Raw genomic sequence first — 20,646 nt, 5'->3', positions numbered from 1 at the left:
CTGAATGGGCTCTTGAGCGCTTCACTTATAAGCCTTTGGCAGGAAAAGAATTACAAGTAGTAATAAATCTGCGTGAATAACGGCCCTGTGTTTACGGCTAGCTTTCGATAGTAAAAAATAAAAACAAATCCCTTGCGCGAAGTAAGGCACGTCGCGATTGATGCCTTCGTATCCGTGTGAAATGATAGCGATTCTCATTTAAACCTAGCCAGCCATCCCGTCATCTCCATCTCACACAACGGAGAGCGGCAGCCAGCCATTTGCGGTTTTGTCATGAATTCGACGTCATTGATGCGAATTCGACAAACGCATTTCTGACGGGATTTCCATGCTCAATCACACGCCGCTGGCGACAGCGCTAGCGCTCGCTTTTGCCATTCCTGTCGCGACGCCTGCGCTCGCGCAAAGCGCACCGCAAAGCGCGTCGCAACCGGCCGCCTCCAGCGCGCCGCAGAACGCACAATCCAACGCACAGAACAACGCACCGGCCGCCGCGCAGACGCTGCCGACCATCGGCGTGCAGGCTCAGGCCGTTCAGCAGGACTTCCAGGCCGAGCGCGCGACCGTCGGCGCGAAGACCCCGACCGCGCTGCGCGACATTCCCCAGACCGTCACCGTGATCAATCGCGATCTGCTCGCGTCGCAGGGCGCGACGTCGTTTACGGACGCGCTGCGCAACGCACCCGGCGTGACGATCGGCGCGGCCGAGGGCGGCCAGATCGGCAACAACATCAACCTGCGCGGCTTCACCGCGCAGAACGACATCTATCTGGACGGCTTTCGCGACCGCAACCAGTACTACCGCGACACGTTCGACCTCGAAGCGCTCGAAGTGCTATATGGTCCGTCGTCGATGCTGTTCGGCCGCGGCTCGACTGGCGGCGTGATCAACCAGGTCAGCAAGAAGGCGAACCTGACGGACTCGGCGGAAGTTTCCGGCATGATCGGCACCAATGACCGCTATCGCTCCACCGTCGACGTGAACCACAAGCTCACCGACACCTCGGCGATCCGCCTGAACGCATTCGGTCAAAGCCTCGGCTCGACGCGCGATGTGATGAAGAACAAGGACTTCGGCGTCGCGCCGGAGCTGCGCTTCGGTATCGGCACGCCGACCGAGATCACGCTGTCGGCGCTGATCCAGCGCAACAACGACATGCCCGACTACGGCATCCAGGCGCTGAACGGCCGCCCGTCGCCGGTGCCGAAAAACACGTTCTACGGTTTGACCAGCGACCGCACGATCCAGAACGTGCAGATCTTCACCGGGGCGATCAAGCACAAGTTCTCCGACGACCTTACGCTGACGAACCAGACGCAGATCTCGCACTCGATGACCGATGCGCGCGAAACCGCGCCGCAAGCGGTGCTGACAGGTCCGTTGGCGTCGAGCCCGGCGCTCAGCAACGGCAACTTCACGACGCTGTCGCCGTCGCAGCTGTTCATCAAGCTGCAGAGTCATGACCGCGTGATCCAGAATCACGCGGTCTACAACGACACGATGGTCGAATACAAATTCGACACAGGGCCGATCAAGCACGACGTGATCGCCGGTGTCGAAGTGGGCCACGACAGCTATACGAACCAGGCGTACACACGCAACAACCTGCCGATCGTGCCGATGCTCAATCCGCCGATCATGGGCACGCCGTCGAACGTGACGACGGCGGTCGGCAACTACGCCGATTCGAGCGCCAACGAAATCGCCGCCTACCTGAACGATACGGTCACGCTGACGCCGCACTGGAAGCTGATCGGCGGTCTGCGCTGGGATCGCTTCTCGGCCAGTATCCACAACACCGTCAGCGCGCCGGCGTACGCGAGCCAGACCAACTACTTCACGAGCGTGCGCGCGGGCGTCATTTATCAACCGACCGACTGGCAGTCGTACTACGTGTCGTACGGCACGTCGTTCAACCCGTCGCTCGAAAACCTGACGGTCACGAATCGCACGCAGAACCTCGCGCCTGAGTCGACGAAGTCGTATGAAGTCGGCGGCAAGTGGGATCTGTTCGGCGGCAACATCTCGCTGACCTCGGCGTTGTTCCGCCAGGAGAAGGACAACGCGCGCACCCAGGTTTCGCCGACTGAATACGAGCTGGCCGGTGACATTCGCGTCGACGGCTTCCAGGCGAGCGTGGTGGGCCACATCACCGACAAGTGGCAGATTTTCGGCGGCTACACATACATGGACGCGACGATCCTGAAAGCGGCCGACGGCACGCAGGGTCACACGCCGGCCAACACGCCGCGCAACACGCTGACGTTCTGGACCACGTACGCGATCACGCCGCACTGGGAAATCGGCGGCGGTCCGATCTATATGTCGTCGCGTTATGCATCGAATACGAACTTCGTGAAAGTGCCGGGCTACACGCGTTGGGACGCGACCGCGGCCTATCACGCGAAGAAGTACGACGTGCGCCTGAACCTGCTGAACCTGACCAACAAGTACTACTACGACGCGTTGATTCCGTCGGACGGCGGCCGTTCGGTGCCGGGCATCGGCCGTACGTTGCTCGCGACGTTCGATTACCGCTTTTGATGGGCGCTTTTGCGACGCACTAAGCGCATCCGTTAGGCTTGCCGCTTTGCAAACGGCAAGCCGACTCCAAGGACACATTATGCTGCTGCACATTCCGAACGTACTGGACGCCGAGCAACTGCGCTTCGTGCGCGAGCGGCTCGATCAAGCCGGCGACGCGTGGGTGGATGGCCGCGCGACCGCGGGCTATCAGGGCGCGCCGGTCAAGCGCAATCAGCAGATCGCCGAGCACTCCGCGATCGCGCGGGAACTCGGCGACGTGATTGTCGCGGCGATCGAGCGCCATCCGCTGTTCATCAGCGCGGTGCTGCCGAACCAGGTGTATCCGCCGCTGTTCAACCGCTACGAGGGCGGCATGCAGTTCGGCAGCCACGTCGACGGCGCGGTGCGCGTACTGCCGAACGGCGTGAAGCTGCGCACCGACGTGTCGGTGACGCTGTTTCTCAGCGCGCCCGACGAATACGACGGCGGCGAACTCGTGATCGAAGACACCTACGGCGTGCAGCAGGTGAAACTGCCGGCCGGCGACATGATCGTCTATCCGGCGACGAGTCTGCATCAGGTGACGCCCGTTACGCGCGGCGCGCGCGTGGCGAGCTTCTTCTGGGTGCAGAGCCTCGTGCGCAGCGACACGCATCGCGCGCTGCTGTTCGACATGGACACCGCGATTCAACGGCTCAATGCCACCCATGCCGACGAGGCTGCGCGACGCAGTCTCGTTGGTTGCTATCACAATCTGCTGCGTACCTGGAGTGAAACGTGAGCGAATCGGACACCCTCGACATGCAACCGCCGGCGGCCGGCGAAGCTGGCGCGCACGAACTGCGCCGGCTCGATGGCGACGAACTGAAGGCGCGCCAGCAGCGCTCGCGTCGCGCGACCTTCATCAAGTGGCTGCGCAAGGTGCATGGCTGGGTCGGACTGTGGGGCGCGGCCCTCGGTCTGCTGTTCGGCACGACGGGTTTCTTCCTGAATCATCGCGGCGGTCCGCTGCGCGTGTCGACCGGCGAGCCGCAGGTGTCGATGATGCAGGTGCCACTGCCGCAACCTGCACCGGAAACACCGCGCGAACTCGCAAAGTGGCTCAAGCAAGAACTGAAGATCGCCGGCAATCCGGGGCGTGTGCAGAAGGAACCCGAGCATCCGGTGGCATGGGGCGATCGCAGCGTCGTGCAGCCCGAGCACTGGCAGCTGAATTTCGCGTCGCCGAAAGAAAATACCTCGGCCGAATACTGGGTCGGCAATCACACGGTGACGGTCAAGCGCAACGCGAACACCTTTCTCGCGATGCTGACGAACATGCACAAGGGCGTGGGCCTGAGCGTCGGCTGGGTGCTGCTGATCGATACGCTCGCGGGCAGTCTGATCCTGCTGTCGCTGACGGGCGTGCTGTTGTGGACCGAGTTGAACAAGCGCAAGACGGTGGGGCTCGTGCTCGTGGCGGGTTCGATTGCGGCGGCGGTGGCGTTGGGGACGATGTAAGGGCGTAGCGCAACGTTGGACGAAGCCTGCGCGCTGGCGGGCAGGCTTGCAGCAGTACGCGCTAGAATCGTCGCAGATTTACTCCGCCGGCTCTGCCGCCATCTGCCGATGACTTCTCCCGCGAACCCCGTCGACGCCGCGCTGACCACGCGACGAGCGGTGCGCGCCTTCCTGCCGACACCGGTACAGCGCGCCGACATCGAAGCCATTCTCGAAGCCGCCAGCTACGCGCCGTCGGGCACCAACACGCAGCCGTGGAAGGTGTACGTGCTGACGGGCGATTCGCTCGCGCGTCTGTCGCGCGATCTGCTTGCGGCCTACGACGATCCGCAACGCGACGAGCTGTACCAGGAAGAGTACGCGTACTACCCGCGCCAATGGCAGTCGCCGTACATCGACCGGCGCCGCAAGATCGGCTGGGATATGTATGGCCTGCTCGGCATCGGGAAGGGCGACAAGGCGCGCATGCACGAACAGCACTCGCGCAATTTCCGTTTTTTCGGCGCACCCGTCGGCCTTCTGTTCACGATCGATCGCAGCCTCGAGCGCGGCAGCTGGCTCGACTACGGCATGTTCCTGCAAGCGATCATGACGGCCGCGCGCGGACGCGGCCTCGACACCTGTCCGCAGGCCGCGTTCATGCAGTTTCATCGGCTGATTGCCGAACATCTCGGCCTGCCCGAGAACGAGCAGTTCGTGTGCGGCATGTCGCTCGGCTTCGCCGACCCCAACGCGCTGGTCAATACGCTGCGTCCCGAGCGCGAGCCGGTCGAGCGCTTCACGCGCTTTCTCGATTGATCGCAGACCTCAGTCCCCACCCAAAGGCAAACGAAAATGAAAACATCGCGCCGCCATTTCCTGCTGGTCAGCGCGGGCGTCGGCTCGTCGCTCGCGCTGTCTCGCGTCGCGTTCGCCGCGACCGCTCCCAATGCGCTGAGCGAGAGCGATCCGCAGGCGCAGAAGGTCGGCTATACCGAAGATGCGTCGAAGGTCGACAAGGCCAAATTCCCGAACTTCGCGGCCGGGCAATCGTGCGCGAACTGCTCGCTGTTCCAGGGCAAGGCGTCGGATGAGTACGGCGGCTGCACGTTGTTCGGCGCCAAACAGGTCGCATCGCGAGGCTGGTGCAGCGCGTACACGAATATGTGAGCACGCCGGCGCATCGTTCGCGGCTGCTACAGCAGCGCCTTTAGCACGAGCTCGTGCGAGTGCCCGATCCACACGGCGGCGTCGCGATGATCGCGCAGCGCGTCGCCGGTATTCGGATGCAGAAAGACATCGAGCGCGCCGTGATTCAGCGTGAGCCAGCCGACCACGTCGGCGAATAGCGCGTGCGCGAACGCGAGCTGATACGACCACATCGGATGCGGGCCGACCGGCCGTTCGTGGAAGCGCCCGATCTGCAGTTTGTCGCCCCAATGCGCGCCGATCTGCTCGCGAAACGCCCAGGCGGCGTCGCGGCTCGCCGCGTCGAAATAGATGTGCGCGTGCCAGCTTTGTATTGCTGAAGCATCGCGAAAGGTCATATCAGAGTTCATTGCCAGGCTCGTTCCGTATCAGTCTTTATCCGACATTCATTCTGCTTCGTTTTCCGCCGGCGCGCGCGCTGCAAGGCGCATGTGAAACTGTATCTGATCCTCGCCGACGATCTCGAAGCCAAGACGATCGTACAGCCGTTTGGCGGGATTGCCCTTGAGCACCTGCAAGCTGACCGGCAGCGCTTCGGCCGCGGCGGCGCGCAGGATCGTGCGCAGCACCTGCTCGCCGATACCGCGGCCTTGTAGCGCCGGCGCGATCTGCAACTGCACGACGAACCATTCGTCGTCGTTGCGATGTGCCTTCAACAGGCCCGCGGGCGCACCGTCGATGCAGATCACCTGCGCGGCGTCGTAGCGATGCCGCAGGCGCGCGCGATGGGCGTCTTCGTCGGTCGGCTCGCCGGCGCGCGCCAGGTGTTCGGTCATCGTCGCCTTGCGCAGTTCGAGCAGGAAGGGTTCGTCGTCGGGTTGCGCGGGGCGCAAGGTCAACCCGGATTGGTGGTCGGGCAGTTGGGCGGACATGTCGGCAAGATGGTGGCGCGCGATGGCGCACGCGATGATCGTGCGAAGCGCGAGTAAGAATTGTCGTCGATTGTCGCGTCCGCTGCGCTTTTTTACCACGCGGTGCCGCGAGTGCCTGGGGTTGCGTTGGGGCGCCGATTGATCGGCGAGGCGGCGCTTTCCGCTATGTCTGGCATGCGCTTTGCTCAAGCCCGGGCTTGATTCGCTTTTCGCGGGCGCGGTCGTCGACCCATCGCGGCCGCGCTATCCGCGCCACCGTACGAAAGACAAAACGAAGCCTCCGTCGTTTGGTGCGTGAACGTCCACTTCACGCGTCAGCCGATGCGGCGAGCGCCAGATGATTTTCCGGGGACGTTCGCGTCACACGGCGAACGTCGTAATCAACGTTGCGAGGTGGGCTATGACGATGATCGAGGCGGTACCCAGCGTCTCGGCAGATGGACGGGCGGTGATTTTCCAGCTTTCGTCGCGGGGACGAGACCTTGAATGCGCGGTCACGCGCGAGGCGCTCGAACAGCACTTCTGGCTGCAACGCGGCGCGGGTGAGGCGCGCGTTCTGAAGACGTTCGCGGATGGGCGCAAACGCATTACCGCGATCGCCGAACGAAAAATGCTCGCGCGTCCCGGTGAGAAGGTGTTGCTGACCATCGACGATTTCTCCACACGCGGTTGACGCGCGGCGCGGCGGCGCGACGGGCCATAAAGCCCCCGTTGTTACATCGATTCGCCAAATTAACCCGCCAAAGCCCCTCGCTTCGCGCAATTGCATTCGCGCGTGCGCGCCTACACTCTTTTCCATGGAGCGACGAATCTCCGAACTCCATCGATGCGATCTTCCCCTCGTGTCGGATTTGAACCGTACCGTTGATGAAGTAGTCTGCAGTTCGCAGTTCGCAGTTCGCAGTTGACGCAATACAAAGCGCGCAATGCATCGAACACGCGCGCGAAGCAAAAGGGGTAGCGGCCAGCACCAGGAAGTAACGAGGACCGGCCCACATGCAGTGGCATTAGAAGTGGTTTGAATCGGCAGTTTGAAACTGGCTGTCGAGCGGTAGAAATTGCGGGCTAGTACATGTATCCAATAGCATTGCAGGTTAGGTGGTTATAGGTTGGCAGGCACTCCACGCGCCCGCTCGACTGTTCCATCCTGTCAGCCCTGTTCCGTCGCGGAACAGGGCTTTTTTTCGTCGCAACGATGCGGACTTCTTGTTTCTGGCGGGTTCGAGCCGATATGGGGACAGTGCGTTCTTCGATGCATTCGAAGAACCGGCGCGTCGCATAGCGTGAACTGTCGGGCGCGAAATGCGTCGGACGTTTGAGCGCGGCGTTCGCCGCCGTCGCGTGCCGAAGTCCGGGCGCGCTGCCGAAAGAAGGAGGTTGAATCGATGTCCAGCAAATCGCGAGTTCGCAAGCCCGGCCGCACGGCCATGTCCCCGTTGTTGCGTTCCTTGACGCAGAGCCGCACCGCGCACGCGCCGGTCACGCAGACCATGCTGTTGCAGTCCTACGCCGCGCTCGATGCATTCCGCCGCGGCCACGGCGCACGCATGCTGCATACGACGCTGAGCCGGCATCTGCTGGTGTCGCAGGAACTGACGCGCGCCGGACTGGGCGCCGATGCGCGCGCGGACATCGAAAGCGCGCATGCGGCGATGGTGCGGCTCGACGTGCGCGAGCGCGAAACTGGCCGCTGGATACTCGAAGACGACGACTACGCAGATCTTTGCGGGGCGCTCGCGATCTTCGACGGACAGTTGTCGGCGGCGTCGCTGAGCGAGCTGGCGCGCGCGGAAGCGAAAATGATCGGAGGTTTGATGCGCTCTGCGCGGCTGCGGGCGCTGGCGGAAGCGCCAGTTTGAGCGGCCCGCAACGAGCGAAACGCCCCATACCGGGGCGTTTTTCGCATCTGGCGCCGCGCATTTGGAAAGAAAGCGCGCGCGGCAAACGCTGATATCAAGCTTGATGGTCCCGTTGCGTGCTCCGCCCAACTGAGTGAACCGCGACCTCCGGTCGTCAGCGCAGGGGACGGGCGGTTCGTGCAACTTTGCGCGCCGGCCGAATCGACGCCCGCATTCACCCGCTGCCCGAATGGAACCTTCGTGGCACCGCCGATACGACAGAATCCTTGAAAGCGGCATCGATGCGTCGCGCGCGGCCGGCTGATTCAAGCGGCGTGGCTCGCTACGAGTGTCCGTAGAAGTCCCGCCGGGCGCGTTTGCCGCTCAGATTGCCGCTTGCTAGACTGGCTGCGCCTGATTGCCACCTACCTGCCTGCCTACCTGCGATGCCGTCGAGGCCAGGCGTCGCTGGCGTCGTTGCGATGCCCACCCGCGCATACAAACCGAGCCCTATCGGAGACACCATGTCCTACATGCTGCTAATCGTCGAACCCACGGAGCAACGCGAGGAGCGCGGCGAAGCCGCCGGTCGCGACCTCTATGACCAGATGGTGCGGTTCTCCGCGAACCTGAAAGCGCGTGGCAAGCTGCTCGCGGTCGAATCGCTGACTTCGCAGAAGGACGCTGTGCGCGTGCAGGTCCGCAATGGCCAGCGCAAGCTCGTCGACGGGCCGTTCGCCGAGGCGAAGGAGATGATCGGCGGCTTCTTTCTGCTGAACTGCGACAGCCGCGAAGAGGCCGTGGAGATCGCGCAAACCTGCCCGGCGGCGGCGTGGTGCACGGTCGAGGTGCGCAAGCTCGGGCCGTGCTTCATCTAGCCACGCGTGGCTCTCACCTCGTTCGCTTCGGTGTTTTCCCTGGGATACGGGGACTGCGGCGCGTGTCGATCGAACCGCGCATCGCGCGTCGTGTGAGTAAGGGGCTAGCCGGCGTGGCCCCTTCAAGCGATTCACGCGAATCCACTCACGACGAACCACTAAAAACAAGGAGCAACGACATGCGATTCATGATCATCGTCAAAGCCACGGCCGCGAGCGAAGCCGGCGAGATGCCCGAACCGTCGCTGATCGCCGCGATGGGCGCTTACCACGAAGAACTCGCGAAGGCCGGCGTGCTGCTCGACGCAACCGGCCTGCAGCCGAGCTCGAAAGGCTGGCGCGTGCGTTGTAGCGGTGGCAAACGGAGCGTCGTAGACGGGCCGTTCGCGGAGACCAAGGAGCTGATCGCGGGCTACACGTTGATCCAGGTGCGCTCGCGCGACGAAGCGATGGAATGGGCGCGGCGTTTCCCGGCGCCGTTCGGTGAGCACGCCGATGGCGAAATCGAAGTGCGGCAGCTGTTCGAACTCGACGACTTCGAGCCGTGGCCGGAAGTCGAGCGCTTTCGCAAGCTCGAAGAAGATCACCGCTGAGGTGAAGGCTGACACCGTGACGATACAGGCCACCCATCGTGCGATCGACGCTGTCTGGCGGATCGAATCCGCGAAAGTCATCGCCCACGTCGCGCGGGTCGTGCGCGACGTGGGGCTCGCCGAGGAACTCGCGCAGGACGCGCTGGTGGCCGCGCTCGAGCATTGGCCGGAGGCGGGCGTGCCCGACAACCCCGGAGCCTGGCTGATGACGGCCGCCAAAAACCGCGCGCTCGATCGCCTGCGCCAGGAGGCGCTGCATGCGCGCAAGCGCGAGGAACTCGGCCACGATCTCGACGCGATCGAAGCGCACGTGGTGCCCGATTTCGTCGATGCGCTCGATGCCGCGCGCGCCGACGACATCGGCGACGATCTGCTGCGGCTGATCTTCACCGCGTGCCATCCGGTGCTGTCGACCGACGCGCGAGTCGCGCTGACGCTGCGCCTGCTCGGCGGCCTCACCACCGACGAAATCGCCCGCGCGTTTCTCTTGGCGGAGCCGACCATCGCGCAGCGGATCGTGCGCGCGAAGCGCACGCTGTCGGCGGCGCGGGTGCCGTTCGAGGTGCCGCAGGCGGACGAACGTGCGGCGCGGCTCGCGTCGGTGCTGCAGGTGATCTACCTGATTTTCAACGAAGGTTATTCGGCCACCGCCGGCGACGACTGGATGCGCCCGGCGCTATGCGAGGAGGCGTTGCGGCTCGGGCGCGTGTTGAGCGGACTCGTCGCCGACGAAAGCGAGGTCTACGGTCTGGTCGCGCTGATGGAGATTCAGGCGTCGCGTACGCACGCGCGCACCGATGCGCAGGGGCGTCCGGTGCTGCTGCTCGATCAGGATCGCAGCCGCTGGGACCCGCTGCTGATTCGCCGCGGCCTCGCGGCGTTGGACAGCGCGCACGCGCTCGGCGGCGCGAGCGGGCCCTATGCGTTGCAGGCGGCGCTCGCCGCCTGTCATGCGCGCGCACGCCGCGCCGAGGACACCGACTGGGCGCAGATCGTCGCGCTCTACGATGCGTTGGCGCAGGTCGCGCCGTCGCCGGTCGTGGAGTTGAATCGCGCGGTGGCGGTGGGGATGGCGTTCGGGCCGGCGGCCGGACTCGAGATCGTCGACGCGCTTGCCGCCGGATCGGCGCTCGAGAATTATCACTGGCTGCCGAGCGTGCGCGGCGATCTGCTGGTCAAGCTTGGACGTGTCGACGAAGCGCGCGCGGAGTTCGAGCGCGCCGCGGCGATGACACGCAATACGCGCGAGCGCGAGTTGTTGCTGGAGCGTGTGCGCGGGCTTGCGCATTGAATTGCGCGCGCTTCCGAGTGCTACCTCAACGAATCAACTGCCGCACCCCTAACGCAACGATCAACCCGCCGCACACGCGATCGACCCACCTCTTGCCGCGCCGATACGCCGATGCGATTCGAGCATGCGACAACGCCAGCGCGACAAACCCATACCGGCTGCTCGCGACGACGAACACCATACCGAGCATCGCGGCAAAGGTGCCGGTGCTCACATGCGCGGGCGCGGCCGACGAAAACACCGCGGCAAAGAACGCCATCGACTTCGGATTCGCGATGTTGGTCGCGAAGCCCTGCGCGAACGCCTGCCTGAAGCCACCCGCGGGTGCCTTGACGAGCACCGCTTGCCTTGCCGCCGACGCATTGAAGATCAGCCGTCCGCCGAACCACAGCAGATAACACGCGCCGACGATCCTGACCACGAGCGCGAGCCACGGGAACGCGGCGAACACGATGCCGACGCCGAGAATCGCGCAGCTTGCCCAGAACAGATTGACGAGCACGATGCCGGCGACCATCGCGAGCGCTTCGATGCGCGTCGCCGAAGCGGCCTTGTGCGCGACAGCGACGAAGTTAGGCCCCGGACTCACCACGCCCGCGATATACACGGAAAACACGCCGACCACAGCGGACGCATCGATCACGACACACTCCCTGTGGAAAAGCTCTGGCTCGAAGAAGGCAACCGATGCATCCCGCTCATAGCCCGAAAAACGCGGCGCCCGCGGTCAGGACGCCCGCTCCCGCGACGAAGTACGACACATTGCGCAGCCAGTTTTTGCGCGTGAGCAGCGTGATCGCGCACAGCGCAATCGCGACCTGAATCAGCAGCGTCGCCTGAGCCCAGCGATGATGGCCATGCAGCAGCGTTTCGCTGCGCGTGTCGGCGGCGACGACCTGTTTTTCGATCGCTTCGGCGTTCGCGCGGATCGGCTCCTTCTGCTTCTTGTATTTCTCGACGTCGGCCGCGAATTTCGCGTGCGCGTCGCTATTGGGCGCCGACAGCGCCGCGCCGAGTTCGGCGAGGTTTTCCTTCTCGCCCTTCGCCTGGTAGTAGCTCCACTGGTTCGACGCTTCGGTCTTCTTGATCGCGGCTTCGTTCTTGAAGAACAGCGCGAGGTTTTCGGCGTTGCCGCTCTGGTACGCGCACAGCGCGCCGATCGTCGCGAGGATCGCGGTCATCACGGCCATCCGGCTCGCGAACGGGTCGGCGTCGCGATGCCCGGCGTGGCCGGCGTGTTCGACGGCGTGGTCGTGCGGACCGTGCACTTCATATTCTTCAGACATCAGATTCTCCGAGGCAATGCTTTTGTCGTTCTCGCCGGACGGCGGGGGCGCCCGGCGGCCTCAATCTTAGCGTGTTGCGGGCGGCCTGAGGCCGCGGCTTCAACGCGACGCCGAAGCGGGCCGGTTGCGGAGACCTGTGTCAGACGACGGTCATTGCATGCGAATCACGACGCGCCCGCGCGTACCGGCGGCGACCGCCTCGTAGGCTTCGCGCGCGCGGGCGAGCGGAAATTCCTGCGCGATCGCGGGGCCGCTCAGCTTGCCGCTGTCGAAGCCATCGACTAGCGCCGTCATCAGCGGCGCCGATTGCGCGACGCCGAGCTTCGCGCTGTCGACACCGAGCAACTGCGTCTCGTTGTGATAGAAATCGATCAGATCGAACTCGACCCGACGCTTGCCGGTCGCGCTGATTTCGAGTACGCGGCCGCGCCGCTTCGCGAGACTCAGCGCGGTCTCGAACGCGACACCGCCGACCGTGTCGTAGACGACTTCCGCGCCCGCGCCGCCGGTCAGCTCGCGCACGCGTTCGGCCGCGTGTTCGTCGAACGGCACGTAGGCGTCGATCAGACGGCCCGCGGGCGTGGCCGGATCGAGCGGCCGGCGGTCGACGGCGATCACGCGCGCGCCGCGCGCCTTCGCGATCTGCGCGACCGCGCCGCCGACACCGCCGCCCGCGCCAAGCACCGCGACGGTCTCGCCGGCCTGCAAGCTTGCGTATTCGACGGTGCCGAGCCACGCGACCACGAAGTTCACGCCGATTGCCGCCGCCTCGACATGGCTCAACGCAACTGGCTTGCGCGACAGCGCCGCGACCGGAATGCTGAGGTACTCGGCGTGCGTGCCGTCGCGCGTGAAGCCGATGTCGCCGCCGGTGCCCCACACTTCGGCGTCACGCCACGCGGCCGGGCCATCCACCACCACGCCGCTGAAGTCGCGGCCCGGTATGCGCGGCAGCACCGTATGTTCGAAACGGCCGGCCACGTTCTTCACGTCGCTCGGATTGACCGAGGCCGCCATGACCCGCACGAGCGCATGCTCCGCGTCGGCCTGCGGCGTCGGTAGATCGACGTATTCGAGCACTTCGGGGTTGCCAAAAGATCTGAACTGGATCGCTTTCATCGTGCATGGCTCCGGTTGGTCTTGCGCCGCGTTGCGCAGCGAATGCACCGTAGTCTAGATGATGGACACGCGCCGGGTACGCGAACACCCAGGCCCTAACCCGCCTGACCCGCCTCATCGGCCTTCGGCGCCTGAGCACGCCGCTGATGATCGGCGGCAAGAAACATGTACATCGCCGGCACCACGAACAACGTGAACAGCGTGCCGATCGACATCCCCGTGAAGATCACGAGCCCCATCGCGTTGCGGCCCGCCGCGCCCGCGCCCGACGCTATCACGAGCGGCACCACGCCGAGCACCATCGCCGCGGTCGTCATCAGGATCGGACGCAGCCGCACGCCGGCGGCTTCCTCGACCGCTTCGCGCTTGCCGCGGCCCGCGCGCTGCAATTCGTTGGCGAACTGCACGATCAGAATGCCGTGCTTGCTGACGAGCCCCATCAGCGTGACGAGGCCGACCTGCGTGTAGATGTTCAGCGTCGTCAGACCGATGTTGATGAAGATCAGCGCGCCGAACAGCGCCATCGGTACCGAGATCAGAATCACGATCGGATCGCGGAAGCTCTCGAACTGCGCCGCGAGCGCGAGGAACACGATGATCGTCGCGAGCAGCAGCGTAATGACGAAGCCGCCCGACTCCTGCACGAATTGGCGCGACTCGCCCGAGTAATCGGCCGAATAGCCGGCCGGCGCGACCTGTGCGGTCGCCTTGCGAAGGAAATCGAGCACCTGGCCTTGCGACACGCCCGGCACGATCACGCCGGAGATCGTCGCCGAGTTCAACTGCTGGAAGTGGTTGATCGATTCGGGCACGACGCTGTGCCGCAGATGCGCGACCGTCGACGCCGGAATCACGCTGCCGTCCGGCGTGCGCAGATAGTAGTCGAGCACCTGCGACGGATTGAGCCGGTCGGTCTGCAGCACCTGCGGAATCACCTTGTACGAGCGCCCCGCAATCGAGAAGTAGTTGACGTAGCCGCCGCCCAGCGCCGAACCGAGCGCCTGTCCGACGTCGCTTTGCGACAGCCCGAGCGAGGCCACCTTGTCGCGATCGACCACCAGCACCGCTTCCGGCTTGTCGATTTTCAGGTCGCTATCGACGAAGAAGAACATGCCGCTCTCGCGCGCTTTTTCGAGCACCGCTTGCGACACCTCGTTGAGATTTTCGAACGGCTCGGTCGTGCTGATCACGAACTGCACCGGCAAGCCCTGCGAGCCCGGCAGCGGCGGAAACTGGAACGCCGCGACGCGTGCGCCCGCGATCTGATTCCACTTCTGCTGCAACTCCTGCTGCAGTACCGTCGCGTTCTTGCCGCGCTGGTCCCAGGTCTTGAACAGCACGCCGCCGATGCCCTGGTTGATGGTCGGCGAACCCGTCAGCTGGAACATCTGCGAGTACTCGGGCAGCGACTTCGATGCATCGAACACCTGGTCCGCGTAGGTCTGCATCTGCTGGATCGTCGCGTTGGGCGGCCCGATGATCTGCGACAGCACGACGCCCTGGTCTTCCTGCGGCGCGAGTTCCGACTGCGAGGTCATGAACAGATACACGGTGCCGCACAGCAACAGCGCGCCCATGATCACGAACACGGGCCAGGTATCGAGCGTCGCATGCAACAGGCGGCCGTAGCCGCGATGCACACGCTCGAACTGGCGGTCGACGAAACGCGCGAAACGTCCCGACTCCTGCTCGGCGCGGAAGAAGCGCGAGCACATCATCGGCGACAACGTGAGGGCGATCACGCCCGATACGGTCACCGCGCCCGCGAGCGTGAACGCGAACTCGGTGAAGAGCGCACCCGTCAGTCCGCCCTGGAAGCCGATCGGCGCGTACACGGCGATCAGCACGACGGTCATCGCGACGATCGGACCGCCGAGTTCGCGCGCGGCGATCAGCGCGGCGTCGAACGGCGTCTTGCCTTCGTGCTTCATGTGCCGGTCGACGTTCTCGACGACGATAATCGCGTCGTCCACGACGAGCCCGATCGCGAGCACGAGCGCGAGCAGCGTCAGCAGATTGATTGAATAGCCGAGCGCCTGCATCACGAAGAACGTGCCGATCAGCGACAGCGGCATCGCGATCAACGGCACGATCACCGCGCGGAAACTGCCGAGAAACAGGAAGATCACGATCGTGACGATCACGAGCGCTTCGACGAGCGTCTTGATCACTTCCCTGATCGCGGTGTTTACGAAGTCGGTCGCGTCATACACGATGTCGCCCGTCATGCCGGTCGGGAACTGCTTCTGCAGATCCGGAAACACGGTCTTCACGCGGCTGGCCACATCGAGAATGTTCGCGTCCGGCGCGACCTTGATACCGATGAACACCGAGCGCTTGCCGCTGAACGCGACGTTGAAGTCGTAGCTGTCAGCGCCGAGCACGACGTTCGCGACATCCTCGAGACGCACGATCGAGCCGTTCTTCTGCTTGACGACGAGTTGCTTGAAATCGTCGACGGTATGCAGGTCCGTGCCCGCTTCGAGGTCGACGCTGACCATCTGCCCCTTCGTCGTACCGAGCGTCGCGAGATAGTTGTTGTTGCCGAGCGCCGTGAACACGTCGCTCGCGCTGACACCGTGCGCAGCGAGCTGCGCCGAATCCAGCCACGCGCGCATCGCGAACTGCCGGCCGCCGAGCACTTCGGCGGTCTGCACGCCCTGGATCGAATCGAGCTTCGGCTTGACTACGCGCAACAGGTAGTCAGTGACGTTGTTGCTCGGCAGCACGCTGCTGTAGAAGCCCATGTACATCGCGTCGGTGGTCTGCCCGGTCTGCACCGTCAGCACCGGCTGCTGCGCCTGCGGCGGCAACTGGTTGCGCACCGAGCCGATCTGCGTGTTGATCTCCGTCAGCGCGCGGTTCGCGTCGTAGTTCAGGCGCAGCGTCGCGACGATCGTCGACACGCCCGTGATGCTCGTCGACGACATGTAGTCGATGCCCTGCGCCTGCGCGATCGCGGCTTCCAGCGGCTGCGTGATGAAGCCGGCGATGGTGTCCGGGTTCGCGCCATAGTAGGCCGTCGTGATCGTGACGACCGCGTTCTCGGTCTGCGGATACTGGCTGACCTTCAGCACCGCGAGCGCGCGCAACCCGAGCACGAGGATCAGCAGGCTCACGACCGAAGCGAGTACCGGCCGGCGGATGAAGATGTCCGTGAACATGATCGGGCGGCCTCGCTTATTGTTCCTGCGGCGTCGGATTCGGACTGTCCGACGGCTGGACGCGGTTATCGATGATCAGCGGCGTGCCATTTTTCAGCTTGAGCTGGCCGCTCGTCACGACCTGCGTGCCGTCGTCGACGCCCTTCAGGATCGCCACCTGGTCGCCGCGCGTCGGGCCCGGTGTCACGAACACCTGCTGCGCGACGGGCAGCGTCTTGCCCTGCGCGTTGGGCTTCGTGCCCGGCTTCACGATGAACACGGTCGCGCCATACGGGTTGTAGGTGATCGCCGTTTGCGGCAGCGTCAGGTGGCGCTCCTCGGCGCCCGAGTCGATCTTCACGTTCGCGTACATGCCGGGCAGCAGCTTGCGCTCGCGATTGTCGACGCTCGCCTCGATCTGCACGTTGCGCGTCGCGCTGTCGACTTTCGGGCTCATCGACTGGATCTTGCCGGTGAAGCTTTGTCCGCTGTACGCGTTGGTATCGACGCTGACGGTCGCGCCGATCGCGAGCTGGCCGAGCTGCTGTTGCGGCACGGAGAAGTCGGCGTAGATCGGATCGATGGCTTGCAGCGTGACGATCGTATCGCCGGGATTCAGGTATTGCCCCGGATTGATCGTCGTGATGCCGAGGCGCCCCGCGAACGGCGCGCGAATCGTCTTCTTGTCGACCAGCGCCTGCTGTTGCGCGACCTGCGCCTTCTTGCCCTTCAGGTCGGCCGCGTCGGCGTCGAGCTGCGCCTTCGCGATTGCCTTGATGTCGTACTGCGCGCGATCGCGCTCGTAGACGGTCTGCGCGAGTTGGGCCGCCGCCTGCAGCGATTGCAGCAGCGCGACGTCGCTGTCGTCGTTGAGTCGTACGAGGATCTGTCCGGCTTTCGCTTCCTGCCCCGACACGAACGCAACCTGGCGCACGAGGCCGGCGACTTCGGTCGTCACATCGACGCCGCGCACCGCGCGCAGGCTGCCGACCGCCGCGAGCTGCGGCTGCCACGACTGATAGTGGACCACCACCGCCGACACCGTCGCCGGCGGCGTGGTGTTGGCCGCCATGAACTTCGCGAACATGTGCGCGCGGAACAGGTTGAAGCCGACCAGCGCGGCGAGCAGCAGGCCGACGCAGATCAACATGATCACCATCCGCTTCTTCATCGGTTTTCTTTCGGCCATCGTGATGTCCTTGCTCGGCTTGGGGCGAGGGCTGAAGGTTGCGTCAGTGCATGGTCAATGTGGCGTTGCAGCGGCCGGCGCGGCCGCGGACTCGGGCGCGCCGGCGTTCCACCAGCCGCCGCCGAGCGCCTGGAACAGCGCGGCCGTGTCGGCGTAACGCGCGGCCTGCGCCTGCGCGAGACTCACCACTGTCTGCTGATACTGGCGTTGCGCGTCGAGCAGCGCGAGGTAGCTCACGCCGCCGACGCGATACTGCCCGCGCGTCAGTTCGAGCGAATCGCTCGCGGCGCGCGACGCGTCGGTTTGCGCCTTGAGGCCGGTCGCGTCGTGTTCGAGCGCGCGTAGCGTGTCTGCGACGTTCTGGAACGCGAGCAGCACCGTCTCGCGGTATTGCGCGCCGGCCTGCTCGTAGGCGGCCTCGGCGGCGCGCTTCTGCGCGCTCAACTGGCCACCGTGAAAGACCGGTTGCAGCAAGCCCGCGCCGATGCTCCAGATCGTGCTGCCGGCCCGGAGCACTTGCGCGGGCGTCAGCGCCTCGGCGCCGTAGCTCGCGGACAGCGTGATCTGCGGATACATCGCCGCGGTCGCGACGCCGACCTGCGCGCTCGCCTGATGCAGCGTGGCGTCGGCGGCGAGGATGTCAGGGCGCTGGCGCACCAGCGACGACGGCAGACTCACGGGCAGCGTGTCGGGCAGCGAGAACATGTCGAGCGTGAATTCGGGCACGCCCGTGTCGCTCGGCAGCTTGCCGGCGAGCACCGCAAGCTGGTGGCGCGCCTGATCGAGCTGCTGATAGAGCGGCGGCAGCGTCGCGCGGGTTTGCGCGAGCAGCGTTTCCTGCGCGAGCACTGCCGCGCGGCTCACGCCGCCGAGTGAGAGTTGCTGGTCGAGCACGTTCAGCTGCTGCTCTTCCTCGGTGGCGATCCGCTCGGTCGCGTCGATCTGCGCGCGCACCGACGCTTCCTTGACCGCCGCGGTCACGATGTTGGCCGATATGGTCAGATAGGCGGCCTGTAGCTGGAAGCGCTGATAGTCGATCTGCGCATGCAGCGCTTCGAGTTCGCGCCGCGCGCCGCCGAACACGTCGAGCTTGTACGAGACATTGACCGACGCGTTGTAGAGATTGAATTCTTCGACGAGGCCGGGCTCGCCGAACGCGATGCCGTTGATCTTTTCGCGCGTGGCGCTCAGTTGCGCGTCGACGCTTGGCAGCAAGGTGCCGCCCGCCTGCGCGGTGTAATTCTCGCGGGCCTGGCGTAGCGCGGCCTGGGCCGCGGTCATGTTCGGACTATTGGCGATGGCCTCGCGGATCAGCGCGTCGAGCGGCTCGCAATGAAACAGCGTCCACCACGCCGCGGGAATGTCCTGGGCCGGCGCGAAGCGCTGCGGCAGGCCGGCGGGGCCGGGTGCGGAGGCGGTCTGATCGGGCAGCGGCCTGGCGGTGAAGATGTCGGTAGCCGGCGCGGGCGGCGGGTGGTAGTCGGGGCCGACCATGCAGCCGGCCAGCGCGACGTAGCTGCACAGCGCAACGAAGAGGCGCCGCCAGACAATACGCTGACTCACGTCGATCATCGATCTACCTTGTACGCCAGTGGCGGGTGGACCGGACGAAGATGTTCAGGGCACCCGAACGTTCTTGGAGTTGTCTTGCCGACGCTGGAATTTACCACGCACGGCGCGAAACGCGCTTGGCCTCGCGTTCGTTGGCCGACAAAGGCGGATACGAGATCACGTAGGAGGGCGATGACAGCGTGCGGCGTTACCCGCTGGCTGTCACGGCCGGCGCGGCATTCATGCAAATTTCACGGATGGGGCATTCGCTCTAACCGACGCCGGCGGCCGTCTTGTCTGGTGTGATAAATCTGATTGGCGCGCGCTGGTCGGCGGCATGTCGCGGATCGATACGCAGCCCGCATACTGTATGGCCCTCAGCTTCGATGCCCATCACCATCAGCAGCACCGACAGCGTCACTATCGACCCCACCGTCGACAACAGGATCGTGCGCGACGCAATGTGCGCTTCGCGTTGATAAAACTCGGCGAGCATGGGCATGTGCCATCGTGTCGAACAGCAGTGCGGGCAGCGCGAGCCACACGACGAAGCGATTCAGTTCGGACGCGGCGTTCGGTCCGAGGACGCCGCGACGGCGGCATGCGAAGCCGCATCGGAAGAAGTCGCGCCGAGCCTGCGCGCGACGATCCTCGAACACTGCCGCTCGGGCGGTTTCGAGCCCGACATCCGCTTCGAGGTGCAGTTGCAACAGACGGCGCTGAGTCTCGTCGACGAAGGCGTGGGCGTCGCGCAGGTGCCGTCGTCGATGCGCAAGGCGCAGTTGGCGGGCGTGGTGTTCCGCCCGCTTGCCGACGCGCCGCTGATCGAGCAGGTGCTCGCCTGGTCGCCGGCGAACCGGAATCCTTGTTTTGCGAGGTTTCTGGAGCTGGCGTGAACGGACCGCCGGCGCAGTCGATCACGCACCAGCCGTCGAACTCTCCGCCGCCGGCTCGTCGGCCGGATAGCGCTGCGCGTCCCGCTTGATGCGCCGGCGAATCAGGATCGTCCACAGCGTCAGCATCACGTACACACCATAACGCAGCACGGTAGATGCGAGCGCCGAGCGCGGGTCGTTCGGCCAATGCAGCACGATCGCACTGCGCACGATGTTCTCGCCGATCATGCCGATCCCCCACACGAGCGTCATCAGGCGGATATAGGTGGCGAGCATCGGACGATCACGCCAATGTCGCTCGAACAATTCCACGCTGCGATGGTCTTCGCGCGACATCGTCGAGCGCGCCAGATAGAACACCATCGGCTTGCGCAGCGTGAGCGACGCGAGGAACGCGATGCCGATAAAGCCCGACACCATCGGATCTTCGATCAATAGCAGACGCGCGTCGCTGAAAACGAGGCTCGTCGCGAGCGCTGGCAGCACGCCCGCGAGCACGAGTGCGGTCAGCGCGTCGAAATGCCGGTAACGCAGCAGATCGACCGTCATCCATGCGATCAGCGGCAACGCCGACGCGGCGAGCGCGCCCGCCTGCCCCCAGTGCGGATACGCGAGCCGGTAGGCAAGCAAGGGCAGCGCGAGATTGACGAGCAATGCGCTCAGGTAGCGCAGGCGGGATTTCATCGGCTGGGCTGTAACGGCTGGAGCGAGGTACGCGTGGCACGTGCTGGTGCTGCTGTGACAATCGCGCTTCAACAGCGGCGCACAAACTTAT

At 64.9% G+C, this 20,646-nt stretch carries 21 protein-coding genes; 11 read left to right on the top strand and 10 right to left on the bottom strand.

Features of this window, described 5'->3' with window-relative positions:
- The first annotated feature begins 328 nt into the window (after positions 1-328).
- The 5 genes from BC1002_RS24840 to BC1002_RS24820 all read left to right on the top strand — a co-directional run bounded on the left by BC1002_RS24840 (position 329) and on the right by BC1002_RS24820 (position 5,176).
- Entirely contained in the window at positions 329-2,545 is a 2,217-nt protein-coding gene (locus tag BC1002_RS24840; RefSeq protein ID WP_013092754.1) for a TonB-dependent receptor, read from the top strand.
- Between the two features lie 79 nt (positions 2,546-2,624).
- Entirely contained in the window at positions 2,625-3,308 is a 684-nt protein-coding gene (locus tag BC1002_RS24835; RefSeq protein ID WP_013092753.1) for a Fe2+-dependent dioxygenase, read from the top strand.
- Between the two features lie 20 nt (positions 3,309-3,328).
- Positions 3,329-4,027, top strand: coding sequence for a PepSY-associated TM helix domain-containing protein (locus BC1002_RS24830; RefSeq protein WP_420798785.1), 699 nt, complete (start codon positions 3,329-3,331; stop codon positions 4,025-4,027).
- Between the two features lie 108 nt (positions 4,028-4,135).
- The gene (locus tag BC1002_RS24825) at positions 4,136-4,825 is read left to right on the top strand and encodes a nitroreductase (RefSeq protein WP_013092751.1); all 690 of its coding nucleotides are present in this window, start codon (positions 4,136-4,138) and stop codon (positions 4,823-4,825) included.
- Between the two features lie 36 nt (positions 4,826-4,861).
- Positions 4,862-5,176 carry a high-potential iron-sulfur protein gene (locus tag BC1002_RS24820; protein ID WP_013092750.1) on the top strand — a complete coding sequence of 105 codons (315 nt, stop codon included), beginning with the start codon at positions 4,862-4,864 and terminating at the stop codon, positions 5,174-5,176.
- A gap of 26 nt (positions 5,177-5,202) precedes the next feature.
- On the opposite strand, the gene BC1002_RS24815 is transcribed toward BC1002_RS24820, so the two are convergent.
- Together BC1002_RS24815 and BC1002_RS24810 are read right to left on the bottom strand one after the other, a co-directional pair.
- Positions 5,203-5,553, bottom strand: coding sequence for a DOPA 4,5-dioxygenase family protein (locus BC1002_RS24815; protein WP_018438313.1), 351 nt, complete (start codon positions 5,551-5,553; stop codon positions 5,203-5,205).
- 48 nt (positions 5,554-5,601) lie between these two features.
- Positions 5,602-6,087: a GNAT family N-acetyltransferase gene (locus BC1002_RS24810; RefSeq protein ID WP_013092748.1), complete on the bottom strand. Its 486-nt coding sequence runs from the start codon at positions 6,085-6,087 to the stop codon at positions 5,602-5,604.
- Between the two features lie 400 nt (positions 6,088-6,487).
- Between BC1002_RS24810 and BC1002_RS24805 the strand changes: the two genes are divergently transcribed.
- The 5 genes from BC1002_RS24805 to BC1002_RS24785 all read left to right on the top strand — a co-directional run bounded on the left by BC1002_RS24805 (position 6,488) and on the right by BC1002_RS24785 (position 10,687).
- Positions 6,488-6,760 carry a DUF1488 family protein gene (locus BC1002_RS24805; RefSeq protein ID WP_013092747.1) on the top strand — a complete coding sequence of 91 codons (273 nt, stop codon included), beginning with the start codon at positions 6,488-6,490 and terminating at the stop codon, positions 6,758-6,760.
- A gap of 712 nt (positions 6,761-7,472) precedes the next feature.
- Entirely contained in the window at positions 7,473-7,946 is a 474-nt protein-coding gene (locus tag BC1002_RS24800) for a hypothetical protein (protein ID WP_013092746.1), read from the top strand.
- A 503-nt stretch (positions 7,947-8,449) separates the two neighbouring features.
- Positions 8,450-8,803: a YciI family protein gene (locus BC1002_RS24795; protein WP_013092745.1), complete on the top strand. Its 354-nt coding sequence runs from the start codon at positions 8,450-8,452 to the stop codon at positions 8,801-8,803.
- 179 nt (positions 8,804-8,982) lie between these two features.
- Complete coding sequence (locus BC1002_RS24790; protein WP_013092744.1) at positions 8,983-9,396, top strand: YciI family protein; 414 nt, start codon at positions 8,983-8,985, stop codon at positions 9,394-9,396.
- Between the two features lie 16 nt (positions 9,397-9,412).
- Complete coding sequence (locus tag BC1002_RS24785; protein ID WP_013092743.1) at positions 9,413-10,687, top strand: RNA polymerase sigma factor; 1,275 nt, start codon at positions 9,413-9,415, stop codon at positions 10,685-10,687.
- Positions 10,688-10,712: 25 nt separating this feature from the next.
- Here BC1002_RS24785 and BC1002_RS24780 read toward each other — a convergent pair whose 3' ends face one another.
- The 7 genes from BC1002_RS24780 to BC1002_RS24750 all read right to left on the bottom strand — a co-directional run bounded on the left by BC1002_RS24780 (position 10,713) and on the right by BC1002_RS24750 (position 19,477).
- Positions 10,713-11,330, bottom strand: coding sequence for a LysE family translocator (locus BC1002_RS24780; protein ID WP_013092742.1), 618 nt, complete (start codon positions 11,328-11,330; stop codon positions 10,713-10,715).
- A gap of 55 nt (positions 11,331-11,385) precedes the next feature.
- Positions 11,386-11,973, bottom strand: coding sequence for a DUF4337 domain-containing protein (locus BC1002_RS24775; protein WP_013092741.1), 588 nt, complete (start codon positions 11,971-11,973; stop codon positions 11,386-11,388).
- Between the two features lie 150 nt (positions 11,974-12,123).
- Positions 12,124-13,092 (bottom strand): quinone oxidoreductase family protein, encoded by a 969-nt coding sequence (locus tag BC1002_RS24770; protein WP_013092740.1) that lies wholly within the window; start codon positions 13,090-13,092, stop codon positions 12,124-12,126.
- Between the two features lie 95 nt (positions 13,093-13,187).
- Positions 13,188-16,256 (bottom strand): efflux RND transporter permease subunit, encoded by a 3,069-nt coding sequence (locus tag BC1002_RS24765; protein WP_013092739.1) that lies wholly within the window; start codon positions 16,254-16,256, stop codon positions 13,188-13,190.
- Positions 16,257-16,272: 16 nt separating this feature from the next.
- The gene (locus BC1002_RS24760; RefSeq protein ID WP_013092738.1) at positions 16,273-17,424 is read right to left on the bottom strand and encodes an efflux RND transporter periplasmic adaptor subunit; all 1,152 of its coding nucleotides are present in this window, start codon (positions 17,422-17,424) and stop codon (positions 16,273-16,275) included.
- 54 nt (positions 17,425-17,478) lie between these two features.
- Positions 17,479-18,996, bottom strand: coding sequence for an efflux transporter outer membrane subunit (locus BC1002_RS24755; protein ID WP_013092737.1), 1,518 nt, complete (start codon positions 18,994-18,996; stop codon positions 17,479-17,481).
- Positions 18,997-19,246: 250 nt separating this feature from the next.
- The gene (locus BC1002_RS24750; protein WP_162094070.1) at positions 19,247-19,477 is read right to left on the bottom strand and encodes a hypothetical protein; all 231 of its coding nucleotides are present in this window, start codon (positions 19,475-19,477) and stop codon (positions 19,247-19,249) included.
- A 133-nt stretch (positions 19,478-19,610) separates the two neighbouring features.
- On the opposite strand from BC1002_RS24750, the gene BC1002_RS24745 reads away from it, so the two are divergent.
- Positions 19,611-19,871, top strand: a complete 261-nt coding sequence (locus tag BC1002_RS24745; protein ID WP_476638950.1) for a LysR substrate-binding domain-containing protein — start codon at positions 19,611-19,613, stop codon at positions 19,869-19,871.
- 21 nt (positions 19,872-19,892) lie between these two features.
- Here BC1002_RS24745 and BC1002_RS24740 read toward each other — a convergent pair whose 3' ends face one another.
- Positions 19,893-20,555 carry a VC0807 family protein gene (locus BC1002_RS24740; protein WP_013092736.1) on the bottom strand — a complete coding sequence of 221 codons (663 nt, stop codon included), beginning with the start codon at positions 20,553-20,555 and terminating at the stop codon, positions 19,893-19,895.
- Positions 20,556-20,646: the final 91 nt, after the last annotated feature.

The organism is Paraburkholderia atlantica, from assembly GCF_000092885.1.
Lineage (GTDB): Bacteria > Pseudomonadota > Gammaproteobacteria > Burkholderiales > Burkholderiaceae > Paraburkholderia > Paraburkholderia atlantica.
Note: the sequence above shows the minus strand (reverse complement) of the source record. Positions and strands in the feature narration are given on the sequence as shown.